Annotated in this window: 11 protein-coding genes and 1 riboswitch; of the genes, 7 read left to right on the top strand and 4 right to left on the bottom strand. The window is 62.7% G+C overall.

All coding sequences use genetic code 11. From position 1 onward, the window contains the following. Nucleotides 1–437 precede the first annotated feature (437 nt). Nucleotides 438–956, bottom strand: a complete 519-nt coding sequence (locus APR04_RS20380) for a hypothetical protein (protein WP_253873678.1) — start codon at nt 954–956, stop codon at nt 438–440. 7 nt (nt 957–963) lie between these two features. Continuing rightward, a riboswitch (SAM riboswitch) is annotated at nt 964–1,081 on the bottom strand. Between the two features lie 394 nt (nt 1,082–1,475). Here APR04_RS20380 and APR04_RS20375 point away from each other — a divergent pair. Genes APR04_RS20375 through brxL form a run of 6 tightly spaced genes read left to right on the top strand, consistent with a single transcriptional unit; the run spans nt 1,476 to nt 14,359 of the window. Further along, a complete protein-coding gene (locus APR04_RS20375; RefSeq protein ID WP_253873676.1) occupies nt 1,476–2,105 on the top strand; it encodes a DUF1819 family protein in 630 nt (209 codons plus the stop codon). Between the two features lie 2 nt (nt 2,106–2,107). Then, entirely contained in the window at nt 2,108–2,704 is a 597-nt protein-coding gene (locus APR04_RS20370) for a DUF1788 domain-containing protein (RefSeq protein ID WP_308292376.1), read from the top strand. Continuing rightward, nucleotides 2,701–6,183: a BREX system P-loop protein BrxC gene (gene brxC, locus APR04_RS20365; protein ID WP_308292375.1), complete on the top strand. Its 3,483-nt coding sequence runs from the start codon at nt 2,701–2,703 to the stop codon at nt 6,181–6,183. Before APR04_RS20370 ends, brxC begins: the two co-directional genes overlap by 4 nt. Beyond that, the gene (gene pglX, locus APR04_RS20360; RefSeq protein WP_253873674.1) at nt 6,183–9,707 is read left to right on the top strand and encodes a BREX-1 system adenine-specific DNA-methyltransferase PglX; all 3,525 of its coding nucleotides are present in this window, start codon (nt 6,183–6,185) and stop codon (nt 9,705–9,707) included. Before brxC ends, pglX begins: the two co-directional genes overlap by 1 nt. Next, nucleotides 9,700–12,198 carry a BREX-1 system phosphatase PglZ type A gene (pglZ, locus tag APR04_RS20355; protein ID WP_253873672.1) on the top strand — a complete coding sequence of 833 codons (2,499 nt, stop codon included), beginning with the start codon at nt 9,700–9,702 and terminating at the stop codon, nt 12,196–12,198. The genes pglX and pglZ overlap by 8 nt, the downstream gene beginning before the upstream one ends. Nucleotides 12,199–12,214: 16 nt before the next feature. Then, nucleotides 12,215–14,359: a BREX system Lon protease-like protein BrxL gene (brxL, locus tag APR04_RS20350; RefSeq protein WP_253873670.1), complete on the top strand. Its 2,145-nt coding sequence runs from the start codon at nt 12,215–12,217 to the stop codon at nt 14,357–14,359. Nucleotides 14,360–14,420: 61 nt separating this feature from the next. Here the strand turns inward: brxL and APR04_RS20345 are convergent, their stop codons facing one another. The 3 genes from APR04_RS20345 to APR04_RS20335 form a co-directional block, all read right to left on the bottom strand. Further along, the gene (locus APR04_RS20345; protein ID WP_253873667.1) at nt 14,421–14,921 is read right to left on the bottom strand and encodes an EVE domain-containing protein; all 501 of its coding nucleotides are present in this window, start codon (nt 14,919–14,921) and stop codon (nt 14,421–14,423) included. 146 nt (nt 14,922–15,067) lie between these two features. Next, the gene (locus tag APR04_RS20340; RefSeq protein WP_253873666.1) at nt 15,068–16,168 is read right to left on the bottom strand and encodes a DUF4917 family protein; all 1,101 of its coding nucleotides are present in this window, start codon (nt 16,166–16,168) and stop codon (nt 15,068–15,070) included. A 19-nt stretch (nt 16,169–16,187) separates the two neighbouring features. After that, entirely contained in the window at nt 16,188–16,643 is a 456-nt protein-coding gene (locus APR04_RS20335) for a hypothetical protein (RefSeq protein ID WP_253873663.1), read from the bottom strand. A 448-nt stretch (nt 16,644–17,091) separates the two neighbouring features. Here APR04_RS20335 and APR04_RS20330 point away from each other — a divergent pair, with 448 nt between their 5' ends. Further along, a complete protein-coding gene (locus tag APR04_RS20330; protein ID WP_253873661.1) occupies nt 17,092–17,424 on the top strand; it encodes a GIY-YIG nuclease family protein in 333 nt (110 codons plus the stop codon). Nucleotides 17,425–17,589: the final 165 nt, after the last annotated feature.

Raw genomic sequence — 17,589 nt, 5'->3', positions numbered from 1 at the left:
GGCTTGCTGCAACTCTCGGCCTGACGCTCGAAGAGCCGGGGATTGGAGTGTCATGACGCCCGACGCGGTCAAGTATCAGATCACGCTCGAAAACGAGCAGCGGTTGCTGATGCGTACATGGCAGCCGGACGACGATCGTCAATGGCGATGTGCCCACGAGGCCCCTGACTTAGTCGTACGCCGCATTCACGCCGACAAGCCGGCTCCTCGTGCGGATGCTCCTTCCTTCGGGCAAGAGTTGGGCCGCGCCGGTTGCCGTCACGCTGGCACCTGCCTATATCGCGGTTGCATACGCCCTGTGGCACTGGACGCCGTCGTCGGACGCGATGGCGATGCTTACGACACTCGGGGGCGTCGTGTCCCTGTGGAACGCCGTGAAGTTCGCAATCGCGGCCGTCGTGGCGACGCGCCCGACCCGTTGGGGCACGGTTCGCCGATCAGTCCGTCACGTCGTCGTCGGTAACGAACTGATCGATTCTGCACAGGGTGGCATCGCGCTCGGACGCTGCCTCGGGGGCGACGGCGCGCATCCAGGAGGCAAAGCGTCGAGCGGCCGCCGTAGCGTCGTCCGGTAGAACCTGAGCGAGGTCCGGGGCGGCAAGGACCCGACCGTCCCCGATCGGCATGACCAGCAGGCCGAGATCCGTGGCTGCGGCGAAAGCGTGACGTAACTGGGCCGATCGGTAGGACAGAGATTCCGTGCGCTGGGTCTCGGTGAGCGTGACCGCCCGGGTGTCGGCCTCTGCCAGGCGAGTGATCTTGAGGTCGAATCGAAGGCAGCCATCGCACAGATATTGCGTCATCCGGAACTGGGTTAGGGGCCAGGTGCCGGTCAGGCAGGCAGAGCACAGCCGACCACGCTCCAGGAGGTAGCGACGCTCTTGCATGGTTCGCAGGCGTTCGTCGCCCGTGGTTTGCTTCTGGACGAAGCCGGACTCGTGGACGAGGGTGATCATGATGCTCCTGTCGCTCTTCCCACCGCCGTGCGGGGTGGGCTGGTCTTCCTCCTGGGGCACCGTGCGCACAGGGGCGCGGTTGCCGGACCAGCACGCGGAGGGCGTATCGCTGGTCGCTCATGACCTTGAAGCGAGACATTAGCCCAGACCAGGGCGGCACATCAACAAAATCAGCGGATGAACACAGCAGGGGGATCGCCGGGGTGAAGTGCTGCTGCAGTACTAACTGCACCTGCCGTAGTCCCGTGAGCGTGCGGCACCGACACGACAGATGGCGTTGACGTTGGGCGACGCAAACATCACCCGCGATTTCACCCCTTGACGCGCCTTGTCACTGGAGCAGGCCGGTGATGATGACGACCATGCTCGTGAGGGCAGACAGCTGCACTCGGTCGGCTGCGTGGTGCATCACGTGCCAGCTCCCCTGACCTGCGCCAGCGCTTAGGATCGAAAATGGGACTTCGACGCGCACCGACCGGTGCGCGTTCCGAGCAGGTCGAGGACGGGAGGTGGCGTCAAGTGCTTGCAGCGTCGACTGCGTCCCGCCGCTATGCGCTCTCCTTCACGACCGGCACGCTCCTCGTACGCGAGGCCACGGTGGTCGCCCCCCTCTACCTCGACATCCGCGACTGGGAGCAGACACGCGACATCACCATCGAGCGCAACGTCCTTCAAGGTCGTACGTATCGCACCAGCGTCCGCCTTGCACGAGAAGCCGTGAAGCGGCTTTCGGCGCTGGTGGACGGCGAGGTCGAGCTGCTCGCGGATGCCACTGCTTCAGAGCGCGCTCACCTCATGTGGGTGGCCGCCTGCCGGCGCTACCAATTCATTGGAGAGTTCGCCGAGGAAGTCGTCAGAGAGAGGTTCCTGCTGCTCGCCTCGACATTGGGATACGAGGAGTTCGACAGCTTCGTTCGGACCAAGGCGCTGTGGCATGAGGAGCTGGCCGCGATCAAGGATTCAACACTGCTGAAGTTGCGCTCGAATGTGTTCAAGATGTTGCAGGAGGCTGAACTGCTGTCCGAGACCAGATTCATCCTTCCGGCTCTGCTGTCCGAGAGGGTTGTTGCGAAGCTCGATGCCCGTATGCCAAGCGACCTCCGGTTCTTCCCAACCCCGCGGCTCGAGCGGCGGGGTACGAGCCAGTGAAGGTGGCGAAGTCTCTGACCGAGCATGAAGAGCACCTGTTCAGGGTGATGAGCGGCAACCGTTTCCTTCGAATGGAGGGCCTGAGCAACGAGATTGCGTTCTTCATCTACCCGTACCTGCCGGAGGACGCGCTCGAAGTCGCGGCAGCGAAGAAGCGTGTTAAGAATCGGCTCTCAACGGCTGGAGTGATGGTCCTTGAGATCAACCTCTACGACCTGTCAGTCGAGTTGCTCAAGGAGCGAGGTGTGTGGGATCGGGTCCTAGCCGCCGAGCCGGATCTCGACAAGGCCGACTTCCGCGAGATGCTCCAGGGGATGCTCGACCCGCAGCTGCACATCGCCCCGGCGATCCGCGACCGGCTCGCGCAGGAGCAGTTCGACATCTTCTTCCTCACCGGCATCGGTGAGGCCTTCCCGTACATCCGTTCGCACAACGTGCTGAACAACCTGCATTCGGTGGTCAAGGGCAAGCCGATGCTCATGTTCTTCCCGGGACATTACGAGCAATCCGACACTTTGGGCTCATCGCTCGTGCTGTTCGGTCGGCTCAAGGACGACCAGTACTACCGAGCCAAGAACATCCTGGAACAGGAGGCATGAGCGCGATGCAGCTCAGCGAGATCTTCGCCAAGGACATCCAACGCCCGATTGAGGGCGTCATCAAGGCCGATGACGCCGCGCACCTCGGCACCGAGGTCGACGAGTACGTCCTGACCAACGAGGCCGCCAAGGGCCTGGAGATCCTCCTCGAGGAATACACCTCCTATATCAACGCCAACGGCGTGTGGATCTCCGGCTTCTTCGGTTCCGGTAAGTCGCACATGCTCAAGATGCTCGCCCACCTGCTGGGCGACGTCGAAGGCCAGGACTACCCGCGCCAGAACGTCTCCGACAGTTTCCGCGCTAAGGCCCCCGATGCCTTCCTGCCCGGCCTGCTCAACAAGGCCGACCGCATCCCGGCGAAGAGCCTGCTGTTCAACATCGACCAGAAAGCCACCCTGATCAGCAAGGACCAGACCGACGCCCTGCTGAAGGTGTTCGTCAAGGTCTTCGACGAGTCCCGTGGCTACTACGGCAACCAGGGCCACGTCGCCCGGTTCGAGCGCGACCTGGACAACCGCGGCCAGTACGAGGCATTCCAGGAGGCGTTCGAGCGCATCGCAAGCATCCCTTGGATGCAGGGGCGGGAGCAGAGTGCCCTGGAAGGGCCGAGCATCGACCGGGCCTTCGCCGAGGTCAACGGGGGGACCGCGGATGGCATCATCCGGCAGTACAGCGCCTCGTACTCGGTTTCGATCGAAGACTTCGCCGAAGAGGTCAAGGTATGGCTCGACAGGCAGGGCGACCCGACCTTCCGGCTGAACTTCTTCGTCGACGAGGTCGGCCAGTTCATCGGCTCGGACACCAAGTTGATGCTCAACCTGCAGACCATCGCCGAGTCGCTCAACACCAAGTGCTCTGGCCGGGCGTGGGTCGTCGTGACCTCGCAGGAGGACATGGAAAAGGTCATCGGCGACCGCACCCGGCAGCAGGGCAACGACTTCTCCAAGATCCAGGCCCGCTTCAAGACCCGTCTCAAGCTCACCAGCGCTGACGTCGAGGAAGTTATCCGGAAGCGTCTGCTGGAGAAGAACGACGCCGGCGTGGGCGCGCTGAGCACGATCTACGCCGACCAGCACGCCAACTTCAAGACGCTGTTCGACTTCGTCGACGGGGCCAAGACCTACCGCAATTACACGGACGAAGCCCACTTCGTTGGGACCTACCCGTTCGTCAGCTACCAGTTCCCGCTGTTCCAGGCCGCGATCGAAGGTATCTCGGACCACAACGTCTTCGAAGGGCGCAACAGTTCGGTCGGCGAGCGCTCGATGCTGGGCGTCGTCCAGCAGGTCGCCAAGGAAATCGGCAATGTCGAGGTCGGCCAGCTCGCCACGTTCGACAGCATGTTCGCCGGCATTCGCGCCTCACTGAAGTCGGCCGCCCAGCGCTCGATCGATGTCGCCGAGCGCAACCTCGACAACCAGCTGGCGATCCGCCTACTCAAGGCGTTGTTCCTGGTCAAGTACGTCGAGGGCTTCCAGGCGACCCCGCGCAACCTCACAGTGCTGGTCTACGACCGCTTCGGCCTCGACCTTCCGGCCCTGTCGGAGCAGGTCAAAGAGGCGCTGGCCGTTCTGGAGACCCAGACCTACATCCAGCGAAGCGGCAACACCTACGAGTACCTGACCAACGAAGAGCAGGTCATCGAGGAGGAGATCAAGAACGTCGACATCGACGCCTCCGAGGTCAGCGGCCGGTTGTTTAGGATCCTGTCCGGCGACGTCATCAAGACCAACAAGATCCGCTACGCCAAGAACGGGCAGGACTTCCCCTTCGGCTTCAAGCTCGATGACCAGGCCCACGGGCCGCAGCGCGAGCTGGCGGTCCACTTCATCTCGCCGGAGTACCCGTACACGCCCGAGGAGATCCGCATGCACAGCGCGGGCAAGGACGAGCTACGCGTCATCCTTGAGCCGGACGCCCGGGTGCTGTCGGACCTGCGGCTGTTGATCAAGACCGAGAAGTACATCAAGCGCAAGCACAGCGCCTCGATCTCGGCCATCGAGGGCCAGATACTTCAGACCAAGGGTGCGCAGAACATCGACCGCGAGAAGGAACTCATCGAGCGGGTCAAGGCCTCGGTGGGCAAGTCCGCCCTGGTCATCAACGCCGCCGACATCACCTCCAGTTCCCCGGACGCGCTCGTCCGCGTGACCGATGGATTCCAGGACCTCATTAGCCGCACGTACACCCAGTTGAGGCTGCTGGGAGGCGTCACCTACAGCGAGCAGCAGATCACCACTGCAGCCAACCCTGACGGCGGTCTGCCACTTCCCGGTGTATCGCTGCTCGACACACCAGCCGACGAAGTTCACGCATTCGTCCTGCGCAAGGACGCGGTAGGTGAACAGGTCACGGTCAAGACCATCGTCGATACCTTCACGACCAAGCCGAACGGCTGGGACCTCTCCTCGATCGAGGTGGTCATCGCCCACCTCATTGGCAACTCGAAGGTCACGCTCACAGTCGACGGCAACGTGCTGAAGCGCTCCGAGATCGCCACAGCTCTACGCAACACCCAGAAGCATGCGCACGCCGTGGTGTCTCTCCAGAAGACCTTCGATGAGCGCAAGGTGGCTGCCTTCCGGAAGTTCTGCACTGACTTCTTCGACGAAGGCAACACCCCCAAGGATCCGCTGGAGCTGGCCCGGCACGGCGCCGACAAACTGAGGGCCAAGTGCGACGAGCTCAAGGCAACCATGACGGGTTCCAAGTACCCGTTCGTCAGCCAGCTCTCTGCCCCAGTCGACCTCCTCGACCAGGTGGTCGGCAAGCCCGACGACTGGTACCTGACCGAATTCAACCTTGGCGACGACCTGCTCGACGCCAAGGAGAGCACCATCGACCCGATCCGGGCGTTCCTCAGCGGCGGGCAGAAGCCCATCTACGACGATGCCGCCGACCTGCTGACCACCCACAGCAGCAACCTCGGCTACCTGCCGTCCGGAAGTGACGCGACGGTCCGTGCGGCGCTGGACGACCCCAACGCCTTCCGCGGCAACAAGATGGCCCAGCTCAAGCAGGCCACCGACCAGCTGCGCACCCAGATCGACGAAGTCGTCGCTTCAGTTCGCGCTGGCGTCGTTGCAACGATCGAGGTACGCAAGACCGGACTCGAGGAGAACGCGTCCTTCGCCAACGCGACACCAGAATCGCAGGCGAGCGTGCGCCGGCGAGTCGACCAGGTGATATGGCAGGTCGGGTCTCAGAACCAAGTCGCCCTCATCCGGGAGATCGGCTCGACCTTCGAGGAGGCCGTTTATCCAAGCCTGCTCGACCAGCTTGCCGCCTCGCGGCAGGGGAGCGGCGGTGATGACGGGAGCGCCCCGCCGCCGAGGCAGACCGTGTCGGTCAAGACTGTGTCGGCCACCGGCGTCTCGGGCGTTCTGGAGACGGAGGAGGACGTCGACCGCTATATCGACGCCTTGCGCGCGGCACTCGTCCAGACCCTGAATGACGGAAAGCGAATCTCTCTCTGATGGAAACCGCACCGCTGAAGTCGTTCGCGACCTGGGCACGCACTGCACTCATCCGCGAGGTCACCGCCCGGATCGCCGTTGTGCTGGCCCCAGCCTCGCCCGAGCGGGTAGAGCAGCCCAAGGCCGTCGAGGCCCTGGAGAAGGCCGTCACGGCCGCCGGTGGCGGCGACGAGGGTAAGGCAGCTGTCGCCGACAAGGTCGCCTACACCTGGTTCAACCGGATCATCGCCCTCCGGTTCATGGACGCAAACGGCTACACCGGGGTCGGCGTCGTCTCCCCGCAGGCCGGCGTCGAGACTGGTCAGCCCGAGATCCTGGCCGAAGCCAAGCGCGGCAACATCGACACCACGATGGTCGGGGGCAAAACCCGCGAGAGGGTCACGGCCCTGCTCAACGGCACCCGCCGTAGTGACGACGCCCAGGGCGAGGCCTATGCCCTGCTGCTCGCGGACTACTGCCGCCACTGGAACCGCGCCATGCCGTTCATGTTCGAGCGGGAGGGCGACTTCACCGAGTTGCTCATCCCGGCCAACCTGCTGGCCGACGACTCGGTACCGAGCCGCGCCGTTAAGGTGCTCACCACTGACGTCTGCCAGGACGTCGAGGTCATCGGCTGGCTCTACCAGTTCTACATCTCGGAGCGGAAGGACGAGGTCTTCGCCGGGTTCAAGAAGAACAAGAAGGCTGGCGCAGACGAGATCCCAGCAGCTACTCAGCTGTTCACGCCGCACTGGATCGTCCGCTACCTGGTGGAGAACTCGCTCGGACGCCTCTGGATGCTCAACCGTCCGGCCTCACGCTTGGTCGATCAGATGCAGTACTACATCGCCCCAGTCGACGAGGAGACCGACTTCCTTAAGATCGGCAGCCCGGAGGAGATCAAGGTCGTCGACCCCGCGTGCGGGTCGGGTCACATGCTGACCTACGCTTTCGACTTGCTGTACGCCATCTACGAGGCAGAGGGTTACGCCCCGGCTGATATCCCTGCGCTAATCCTGACCAACAACCTTTACGGGGTGGAGATCGACCCACGCGCTGGGGCACTGGCAGCTTTCGCCTTGACCATGAAGGCTCGCGCCAAGCAACGGACGTTCTTCAACAAGCAGATCGAGCCCAACGTCTGCGCCCTCGATCCGATACAGTTCACGCCGGACGAGATCGGCTTCCTGCTGACCCGTGGTGGGGACAAGCACGCCGAGGCGGTCTTCTGGAACCAATTCGAGCACGCCGACACCCTTGGCTCGCTGATCCAGCCTGACGCTGAGCTAACAGCACGTCTCAAGCGGCACGTCGCCCAGCTCGACGATGGTGGGGACATCCTTCTGGCCGACGTTCTGGACTGGGCAGAGCGGGTTGTGCTTCAGGCCGAGTACCTGTCCTCGCGGTACCACGTTGCGGTCGCCAACCCTCCCTACATGGGCAGCAAGAACATGGACGCGCGACTGACGGCCTTCGCCAGGGAGCAATTCCCGGATTCGAAGTCCGACCTTTTCGCCATGTTCATCGAGCGTTGCCTCGGTCTCACTCTTGAGCGCGGTTCGACAGCGATGATCACGATGCAGTCGTGGATGTTCATCTCCTCCTTCGAGGCGTTGCGAAAGCTCATCGTTGCCACCAACCCCCCATCCTCGATGCTCCACCTCGGGGAACGCGGGTTCGACTCCATCGGTGGGTCCGTCGTCTCAACAACGGCATTCGTTCTGGTTAAGGGAGGAGACTCGGCACTTCGTGCGGTCTTTGTCCGCGCTATCCACAGTGAGAACGAGGCTGCGAAGCGAGCGGTGACGCTGAACGCCATTTGTGATGCACGGTCCCACGAGCGATTCGTGGCGTCGGCGTCCAGCTTCGCGCAGATCCCAGGTTCACCAATCGCGTACTGGCTTCCGCAGGATCTCCGTGCCACGTTTAGTGCGTTCGGATCGCTCGCTGAGCACGCGCGCGCTGCGATCGGAATGATTACCGGAAGGAATGCGACCTACGTTCGGCAATGGTGGGAGGTCGCCGCCAGTGAAACGTGTACTGCCGCGAGAGATCGAGAGGCTGGTGCTGCCTCGGGCCGCAAGTGGTTCCCGTATGCGAAGGGTGGTGATTTTCGGCGGTGGGCGGGAAACCTAGAAACTCTAGTTGACTGGCAGAACGATGGCGCACGACTTCAAACGACACTCACTCCGGACGGGGCGCGAGTATGGGCGCACAACTTCAATCTCGACAGGATTTTCCGTCCAGGAATTGGATGGACTGTGGTCACCACGGGTCCTGCCTCATTCCGTGTGATTCCTCGTGGAGCACTATTTGATGCCGCGGCCGGAATATTGCAGTCCGACGATGATCTCCTCACAATCGGTGTATTGAATTCGACGACGGCACAGAGTCTCTTGAGTGCGATCAACCCGACTCTCAATCTGCACCCGGGATACCTTGGTGCTCTTCCGGTATCTGAAAAGTTGGACCGAAATGCGGTCCGAGGAATCGCGATCGACGCTATCAGGCGCGCGGAGTCCGATTGGAACGACTTCGAGACGTCATGGGATTTCACGCGCTATCGTCTCGTCGGTGACACTAATTGTTCTCTCGCCAAGCGCCTTGAAGAGTGTTCGGCATCATGGCGTGACGATTCGCTGGAGCAGCAGCGGCTGGAGGCCATGAGTAACCGGCTCGTCGCTGAGGCTTACGGCGTCGAAGGCGAGGTGGAGGTCGATGTGCCTCTCCACCGTGTGTCGTTGACCAGGAACGTTGCGTTCCGATACGGTGCTGGCAAGACCGTAGAGGAGTACTCGGCTCGCGAACGCACCGACGCGATGAAAGACCTCGTCTCCTACGCCATCGGCTGCATGTTCGGTCGCTATAGCCTGGACGAGCCAGGACTCATCCTCGCCGACCAGGGCGCCACGGTGCATGACTACTTGACCAGGGTGCAGAGCCCGACGTTCGCTCCAGACAAGGACAACGTCATCCCTATTGTGGATGGCGACTGGTTCGAGGACGACATCGTCGCGCGCTTCCGTCAGTTCCTTCGCGCCGCCTTTGGCGAACAGCACTTCGAGGAGAACCTCGGCTTCGTAACCGAGTCCCTCGGCGTCAAGGACATCCGCGACTACTTCGTGAAGTCCTTCTACAAGGACCACGTCCAGCGGTACAAGAAGCGCCCGATCTACTGGCTGTTCTCCAGCCCCAAGGGCTCGTTCAACGCGCTGATCTACATGCACCGTTACGTGCCCTCGACGGTGTCGACGGTGCTCAACGAGTACCTGCGTGAGTTCCGGGCCAAGCTGACGTCCAGGCTGCAGCAGCAGGAGCGCCTGGCAGCTGGTGGCGGTACGCCGCGTCAGCAGGCGGCCGCTCAGAAGGAGGCCGACCGGCTGCGCAAGGTGCTGCTGGAACTCGAGGAGTACGAGCACGACGTGCTATACCCGCTGGCCTCTCGTCAGCTGGCGATTGACCTGGACGACGGTGTGAAGGCCAACTACCCAAAGTTCGGCGCCGCCTTGAAGAAAATCCCCGGTCTTGAGGCAAGCAATGAGTGACGCCAATGCGGTTCGCCCGCATCTCTTGCGGTGGTTCAAAGACCGCCGGGTCGTCTTCTGGCACGACCCGGACGGCCAATACACCGCGGATCTCGACGGTCTCGACCTGCCGGGCATTCAGACGATTCGCGTAGCGAACGACGAGTACGGGATCAAGAACCAGCTGCTGCACGACGAGCCGAAGGGCAAGTTCCTCGTCTATCGCTCCGGTCCGGTGCCGAGCGGAATTGGGAACTGGCTGCTCGATTTGGAGCTGGCCTACGGGGTCTTCACGGCCAACCGCACCGCCCTCGTCGCACAAGATCTCGGGCTGGCTGGCAAAGGCATCGACGAGGTCGTCCAGGCTCACGAGAAGTTCTTCAACGCCACTAAGCGCGTCCAGAGCCTCAAGGTGCTCCTCAACCCCGAGGACGACGCCACTGATCTGCGTGCCAAGATGACCGCAGTGGTGCTTAGCCTCAAGGACTCGCACAGCCTGCTGGAGATCACGCGCACCCTCCTGACAGAGAACGCCAAGGGACAGCACGCCAAGTTCGACACTCTTGTCGACTACGGCCTTGACGACTTCTACTGGCAAGGCGCGGCGCGCATCTACGGCTACGAGTCCACCTTGCCGAGCATCGACGACCTAGTGCTGTGGACCTTCGGCAGAGCCATCGAGGGCTTCAAGTCCGACCGCCCGGGCGGTCTGCAGAACATCCAGCTTGACTTCGCGAGCCTGCGCAACGACCGGCACAGCCAGGAAGCCATGGCCGCGCTAGCCAAGCGGGCAGCCCGGGACCTCGGCTACAAGTCGAAGATCGAGGATGCGAGCTTCCGCGACCTGGTGGCCGTCGACCTGTTCGAGGAGACCGACCAGAAGATCATCAGCGACCTAGCACGGGCGGTCGCCGAGCAGACCGTCAGCCCGCGCGAGGTGGCTGAGGTCGTGCGGGCACGGCAGAGCAGTGTCTGGATCGACAGCTACAAACAGCTCTACACCGCCGTTGCCAGCGCCTCCGAGCTGTTGGGCGAACTGGTGTCGCTGAACCTGGGAATGCAGTCATTCGACGACGGGCTAGAGCGCTACCGGCGCGAGTGGTTCCGCATCGACCAGCTGTACCGACAGTTCGTCTACGCTGCGCGCACGGCCGAGTACCCGAAGCCGCTGGAGGCTCTGCGCGAGCAGGTCGAGAAGCGCTACACCAATAAGTACGTCTACGAGTTGGGCAATGTTTGGCAGCAGCAGGTCGACCATGTCGAGAAATGGCGCTCGACCGTGCTTCGCTCCCAGACCGCCTTCTACTCCCGCTACGTCGAGCCGCTGGTACGCGACGGCGACAAGAAGGCCGTGGTCATCGTCTCCGACGCACTGCGCTACGAGGTGGCCGACGAGCTCGGCTCGCTCATCCGGCAGGAGGACCGCTTCGATGCCAACCTGGAGGCCGTCCTCGGGGTGCTTCCGAGCTACACCCAGCTCGGCATGGCGGCGCTGCTGCCGCATTCGACGCTCAAGCACTCGACTGACGCCAAGACCGTGCTCGCCGACGGGCAGCCGACGAACAACACCACCCTCCGCGGCAAGATCCTGGAGGCGGTGGGTGGGTCGGCCATTCAGGCCGAGGACTTCAAGGCCCTGAATGCCGAGGAGCGGCGCGAGCTCTACAAGGCCAACCGAGTTCTGTACGTCTACCACAACCGGATCGACGCCACCGGCGACAAGCCCGGAACCGAACGCCAGGTCTTCGAGGCCGTCGAGGACACGCTGCGCGACATCGTCGACCTGGTGAAGAAGCTGGCCAGCGCCAATGCCACCAACATCTTCATCACGGCTGACCACGGCTTCCTCTTCCAGGACGAGGCTCTGGCTGACACGTTCTTCTTGTCGACCCAGCCCCAGGGCGACGACATTAAGGTCGTCAACAGGCGCTTCGTGCTAGGCAATGGCATCAAGCTCGACGACTCCTTCACCACCTTCGATGCCGCCCAGCTCGGGCTCGAGAGCGACCTGGAAGTCCAGATTCCCAAGTCGATCCACCGCCTGCGACTGGCCGGCGGAGGCTCACGTTTCGTTCACGGCGGGGCGACGCTTCAGGAGATCGTCGTTCCTGTGCTAGCGGTCAACAAGAAGCGCAAGAGTGACACTCGGCTCGTCAACGTCGAGGTCTGGCCGGAGTCCGACAAGATCACCACCGGACAGGTCGTCGTTCGCCTGTTCCAGACCGAGCCAGTCAGTGACAAGGTCCAGCCACGCACGCTCCGGGCAGGGCTCTACGTCGGCGAAACCCTGATCTCGAACCTCGTCGGCCTGACCTTCGACCAAGCCTCAGCCGAAAAGCGCGACCGCTACCAGAGCGCCCGGATGTTGCTCAGCCAGGAGTCGAGCGACTACAACAACCGCGCCGTCGAGTTCCGCCTGGAAGAACAGATCCCCAACACCAACCAGTGGCGGGTCTTCGCCAAAGCCGTCTATACGCTGAAGCGTTCGTTCGCGTCGGACTTCGACTTCTGAAGGGAAGAGAGCAGAGATGAGCGAGACCGACAGCGAGACGCCCGATCCGAGCGCGCTGCCGCAGAGCGACCTCGACTTCAAGATCAACCTTCTGTTCCCCGGCGTCGTCGTCCGCAAGGACCTGGTCAAGGCCGTCAAGGGAAACGCGATCGTGCCGACGTACGTCCTGGAGTACCTGCTCGGGCAGTACGCGGCCTCGGACGACGAAGCCACTATCCAGGCTGGCATCGACACCGTCCGCAAGATCCTCGCCGAGCACTACGTGCACCGCAGCGAGTCCGAGCTGGTCAAGTCGACGATCAAGGAGCGCGGTCGGCACCGGGTCATCGACAAGGTCACCGTCACCCTCAACGAGAAGGCCGACGTCTACGAGGCCGAGTTCGCCAACCTCGGCATCAAGGGCGTGATTGTCGACTCGCCGGTCATCTCAGCCCATCCAAAGCTGCTTGTCGGCGGTGTGTGGTGCATCTGCGACATGGAGTATCTCCACAGCGACGACCAGCGCTTCGTCCCCTGGATCCTCGGCTCGATCAAGCCCATCCAGCTGTCAAAGTTCGACGTCGACCAGTACCTCGAGGCCCGTCGCGGGTTCAACACCGACGAGTGGATCGACCTGCTCATGCAGTCCATCGGCTTCAACCCCGAGATGTTTAGCAGGCGAGGGAAGTTCTTCCAGCTCGTACGCCTCATCCCGTTCGTCGAGCGCAACTACAACCTCGTCGAGCTCGGCCCCAAGGGCACCGGCAAGTCCCACATCTTCTCGGAGTTCTCGCCCCACGGGATGCTGATCTCCGGTGGCGAAGTCACCGTCCCCAAGCTCTTCGTCAACAACTCGAACGGGCGCCTCGGCCTCGTCGGGTACTGGGACGTCGTCGCATTCGACGAGTTCGCCGGCAAGAAGAAGCGCACCGACAAGGCGCTCGTCGACATCATGAAGAACTACATGGCGAACAAGTCATTCTCCCGTGGTGTCGAGACACTCGGCGCCGAAGCCTCGATGGTCTTCGTCGGCAACACCTCGCACACCGTGCCGTACATGCTCAAGAACTCAGACCTGTTCGACGAGCTGCCCGAGGCCTACCACGACCCCGCCTACCTCGACCGCCTGCACCACTACATCCCCGGCTGGGAAGTCGACATCATCCGCGGCGAGATGTTCTCCAACGGCTACGGGTTCGTCGTCGACTACATCGCAGAAGTCCTCAAGTCGATGCGCTCACAGGACTACTCCGACCTCTACCAGCAGCAGTTCACACTGTCGCCGGACATCTCAACGCGTGACAGGGACGCGGTCCATAAGACCTTCTCCGGCCTGATGAAGATCCTTTATCCGGAGGGCCAGGCCACGAAGGATGAGATCGAAGAGATCCTGCGGTTCGCCATCGAGGGCCGCAAGCGGGTCAAGGACCAGATCCTGCGCATCGACACCACAATGGCCGAGGTCAAGTTCGGCTACCTCGACAACGATGACAGTTGGCACGGTGTAGCCACACTTGAGGAAGACGAGTACCCGACGTACTACAACCGCGGGCGCAGAGGAGTGGAGACAGAGCCGGAGGATCCGGCGACTGAAACCGATCCGCTCAGCGGTGGTGCAGCTTCAACCGACCTCGCAGACGCCGACAAGCCCGCCGAGCCTGAGCCTGCGCTGTTCCAGGGGCATCGGGAGTACAAAGAGGGCCAGCGTGGCATCTCGTTCGACTCGCTGCTCGGCCCTTACCTGCGAGGCGCCGCGCGGGTCACGATAGTCGACCCTTACGTGCGCATGTTCCACCAGGCCCGGAACCTAATGGAACTTATCGAGGGGATCGCCCGTGGCAAGGACCCGGCCGACGAAGTCGCCCTGAAACTCGTAACGGTCGAGAACCAAGACGGTCCCGAGAAGATCCAGAAGCAGTTGGAGTATCTCCTGCAGATCAAGAAGAGCGCTGGCGTGCTCGGCGTCGTCTTCGACGTCGAGTTGGTTGAGCCAACGGCGATCCACGACCGCTCGATCACGACGGACACGGGTTGGAAGATCCTGCTCGGCCGCGGGCTTGACATCTTCCAGCGCATGGCCGACAGCCCGTTCGACCTCGCTACGAAGTACCAGAAGTACCGCCAGCTCAAGGGCTTCGGCATCACGTACCTCCGCGAAGGCGAGGGCTTGACTCGGCGGTAGTCCAGCCGACGTCGCAATCGCGACGTCCTGCCGGCCCGACCACCGTGGTCGGAGACGAACGCTACGCCACTGGCAGGTACCAGCGCACGTATCTCTCCCCCTCAAGGCCGGTCGCAACGGTCGCGAGCCGGTCTCGAATCAGTTGCGTATCGCCGTCGGGCAGCCGGAGCATCGGCCGGCGCAACTTCATTGACCATGCGCGCTCAGTGTGGTCGAAGGCGGCAAGCGACGTCAGCAGCGGAGCCAGCTCGACGCCGTGCCCAAACGGGGCGAGCGGACCTATCTGGAGGGCGCACCCGACGGGGAAGTCCCGACCAGCGAAGCGGACTGGTTCGTCGAGGCGCACGACCGGGCTCACGACGTCGGCGATGCCGATCACGCGACCGCGGTCGCGAGTCGGGTTCTTGAAGCAGCTGCGCGTCGTGTAGAGGAAGAGTTCGTCGCCTTTCGCGAGCGCGGCGACCTCCAACCTGCGAGCGCTCGGGAATGCCGTGCGGCCCTCGGTGAGGATCCAGCCGAGGGCCTCGCGGTCGCTGATGACGAGCAAGAAGGAGGACGCCATACACGAATCCTGCCAGGCTGGTGCGCCAAGCGGCTCTTTGAGGCTCTCCAATGGGGGCGGACGCCCGTCGGTCCGGAGTGCTTTAGTCGTCCTGAACGTTGCAGACGTCGCCGCGGCCGAAATCGGTGGTCGGCACGTGACATCGTTCAGGCTGGCTCTGGCGTGCCCGTCGCCTGCTGCTTGTTCACCCAGGCCATCAGCGCGGTGAGGTCCAGCGGCGTAATTCTGAGATCCGACTTGCCCAGCGGGTGTGTGGTCGAGTCGAAGAACAGGAGCGTGTGCTTCCCCAGCCCACGCTCGATGCGACCGATCATCTCTTTGATCTCCCCGGGCGCCGCGCTTGGGTACACCGAGACTGCGATCGTCTTCGGCTCTCCTTCGTTGAGCGCTTCGACGATGTGCTTGTCGGGATCGCTCAACGAGTGGCCAAACACGACCGTGTCTCTATCGTCGTCCCACAGCTTGTCGTAGCAGTACCGCAGGTAGGTGGACCGCGCGATCGTCCGGAGCTTTTGCTTCGACGTCCCCTCACTCACGAATAGGGGTTGTTTCGACTCAGTCGGGCCGTAGTGGGACTTGACGTGAAGCAGCCCTGCGCTGGACGCCGCGGTCGTCCATTTGCCCTCGACGCCGGTTGTGTCGTCGTTCCACAGGTGGAGCGCTCCATGGAGGTACAGGACGGGCACCTTGTCGAGGTATTCGCCGTCGGCCTTTTCCCGGCCGACGAACTGGTAGCCGGGCCAACCATAGAAGCAGTCCTTTATCTTCGGTTCGGGCTGGCGCGGGTTAGCGTTCTCTCGAAGCGACTTCACCTTCATGTGCGACCAGTACGTGGTCAGGTCGTAGTTCGTCGCGAAGACCAGCTGGTGACCCGCGAGTTCGTCGACGATGACCTCAGCCCGCACGTCGTCAATCTCGTACCACTTGACGTGACCGGTGTTGACGGCCTCAAAAAGTGCATCGCGAACACCTGCGTACATGGTCTCGATGACCTGGATGAACTCTCCCGGGATGCTCGTGGCTGTGGTGACAACCACTGCGTGATGAATCGCGTCGAGTACGGCCTCGAAGTTGGTGGTTTCCAGTTCCTCGAAGACCTTCACTGCGTCACCGAGTTCGGCCTGCTTGTAAAGCTCCTTGTACCCAAAGCCGGGGTACAGGTTGATGGAGAAGCCGTTGCCAACCAACAGCGTCGGCCAATCACGTTCGGCGAGCGTGCTCCAGTCCAGCAGGTTCTCAGGGTTCACGCTGCCCTCCCGAAGAGCCTCAGGCGTGGTCGTTGCCTGACGATACGCCGTCGCCCGCTACAGCAGCCTCGTCTGCCGCATGCTTGGCGATGAGGTCGCGCTTGTACTTCTCGTAGTCGCGCTCTCGGGCTCGCAGTTCCTGTTGCTTGCGCCAGGCCCAGAGACCTGTAATGTCGGCGTCGCGGTGACGCCTTAGGCGACCGGAAGAACTGCGTTCCCAGCCGAGTCCCCGCGCGTCTACGAATCGGACGCCGCACGGGTGGACTCTCCAAATCAGCACGATGTCAGTGCCGAATTCCGCAATCCGTCCAGGAGGCACTGCTCCGCCCAGGGTTCCGATGTCCCTCGAGCCATAAACGCCCTGGACCTCATAGATCAGGTCGCCACTGGGGTTCGCAACGTACAGCGACGACTCGCGCTGCGGGATCCTTCTCCGGTCGGGCGAGCCACGCGGTAACCTCCTGCGCCTGACCACGCCGCCACATTGCCCACCGGCGGTAGATGTCGAACGCCAGGATGATCACTGCCACACCGAGGGCGCCCACAGTCCCTATGGCGGAGATCCAGTCGGTGACGGTGGGGCTCGTGTCAGGCGCCGCCCCTCCCAACGGCCGTCCACATCTCCTTGGCGTTTGAGGTGACCGTGAGGTCACTGTAGATCGTTCTTCCGACGGTTTCACCAGCGCTGGGCGAAGGGCTCGATATGGGCATGTGAGCATCCTGTCGGGTGAGGTGGGGTCGGCCACAGTTTCTGGCAGTTTGCTGCGAAACCTGAGGTTCGTGAGTCCAGGCGCAGGCGCTCAGGTTCGCCATGCGGCCAGGTGCCGACGACGTCAGACACGACGTGCCAAGCCCCCTAAGTTCGTCCAGAGTCAAACGCATGGATCTTCTCCACGAGATGAGGACCTGGCACGATCGAACCCGTGCCCGAGTCGCGCGCCGCCCTCTTGCAGCCGAACCATCTGACAACTCGCTCCGATGTGCTGAGCCGACCATCTCCGGTGCCAGCAGCGTCCGGAATCTACGCCTGGCATTTCGATGTCGCACTGCCTGGCATGCCTCTTAAGGGGACGCAAGAGACGGAGTTCGGGCGCCTCCTCTATGTCGGGATCGCGCCGCGTGAGCCCCGGCGCAGCGACAACCGACCAAGCAACCAGAACCTACGGAAGCGCATACACAACCACTACCGCGGCAACGCCTCGGGTTCGACCTTGCGTTTGACGCTCGGCTCGCTGTTGGCGCCCGAACTGGGATGAGGCGCCCTACGGTTCTCGGACAGTTGGCCCCAAGATATAATTCTTGGGATTGACTGGAAGGAATGGCCCGTTGGCGGAACAGAAGTATTCACCGGAGTTCAGGGACGCGTGCGTCCAGGAAGTGATCCGGAGCTCACGCACTATCGCGCAGGTAGCGCGTGAGAA

It is taken from the genome of Promicromonospora umidemergens (assembly GCF_024171995.1).
Classification (GTDB): Bacteria; Actinomycetota; Actinomycetes; order Actinomycetales; family Cellulomonadaceae; genus Promicromonospora; species Promicromonospora umidemergens.
Note: the sequence above shows the minus strand (reverse complement) of the source record. Positions and strands in the feature narration are given on the sequence as shown.

Bases quoted from the DNA above. Each gene is read 5' to 3' on its own strand.
- APR04_RS20380 (WP_253873678.1), bottom strand. From the start codon at position 956: ATGATCACCCTCGTCCACGAGTCCGGCTTCGTCCAGAAGCAAACCACG.
- brxC (WP_308292375.1), top strand. From the start codon at position 2,701: ATGAGCGCGATGCAGCTCAGCGAGATCTTCGCCAAGGACATCCAACGC.
- pglX (WP_253873674.1), top strand. From the start codon at position 6,183: ATGGAAACCGCACCGCTGAAGTCGTTCGCGACCTGGGCACGCACTGCA.
- pglZ (WP_253873672.1), top strand. From the start codon at position 9,700: ATGAGTGACGCCAATGCGGTTCGCCCGCATCTCTTGCGGTGGTTCAAA.
- brxL (WP_253873670.1), top strand. From the start codon at position 12,215: ATGAGCGAGACCGACAGCGAGACGCCCGATCCGAGCGCGCTGCCGCAG.
- APR04_RS20345 (WP_253873667.1), bottom strand. From the start codon at position 14,921: ATGGCGTCCTCCTTCTTGCTCGTCATCAGCGACCGCGAGGCCCTCGGC.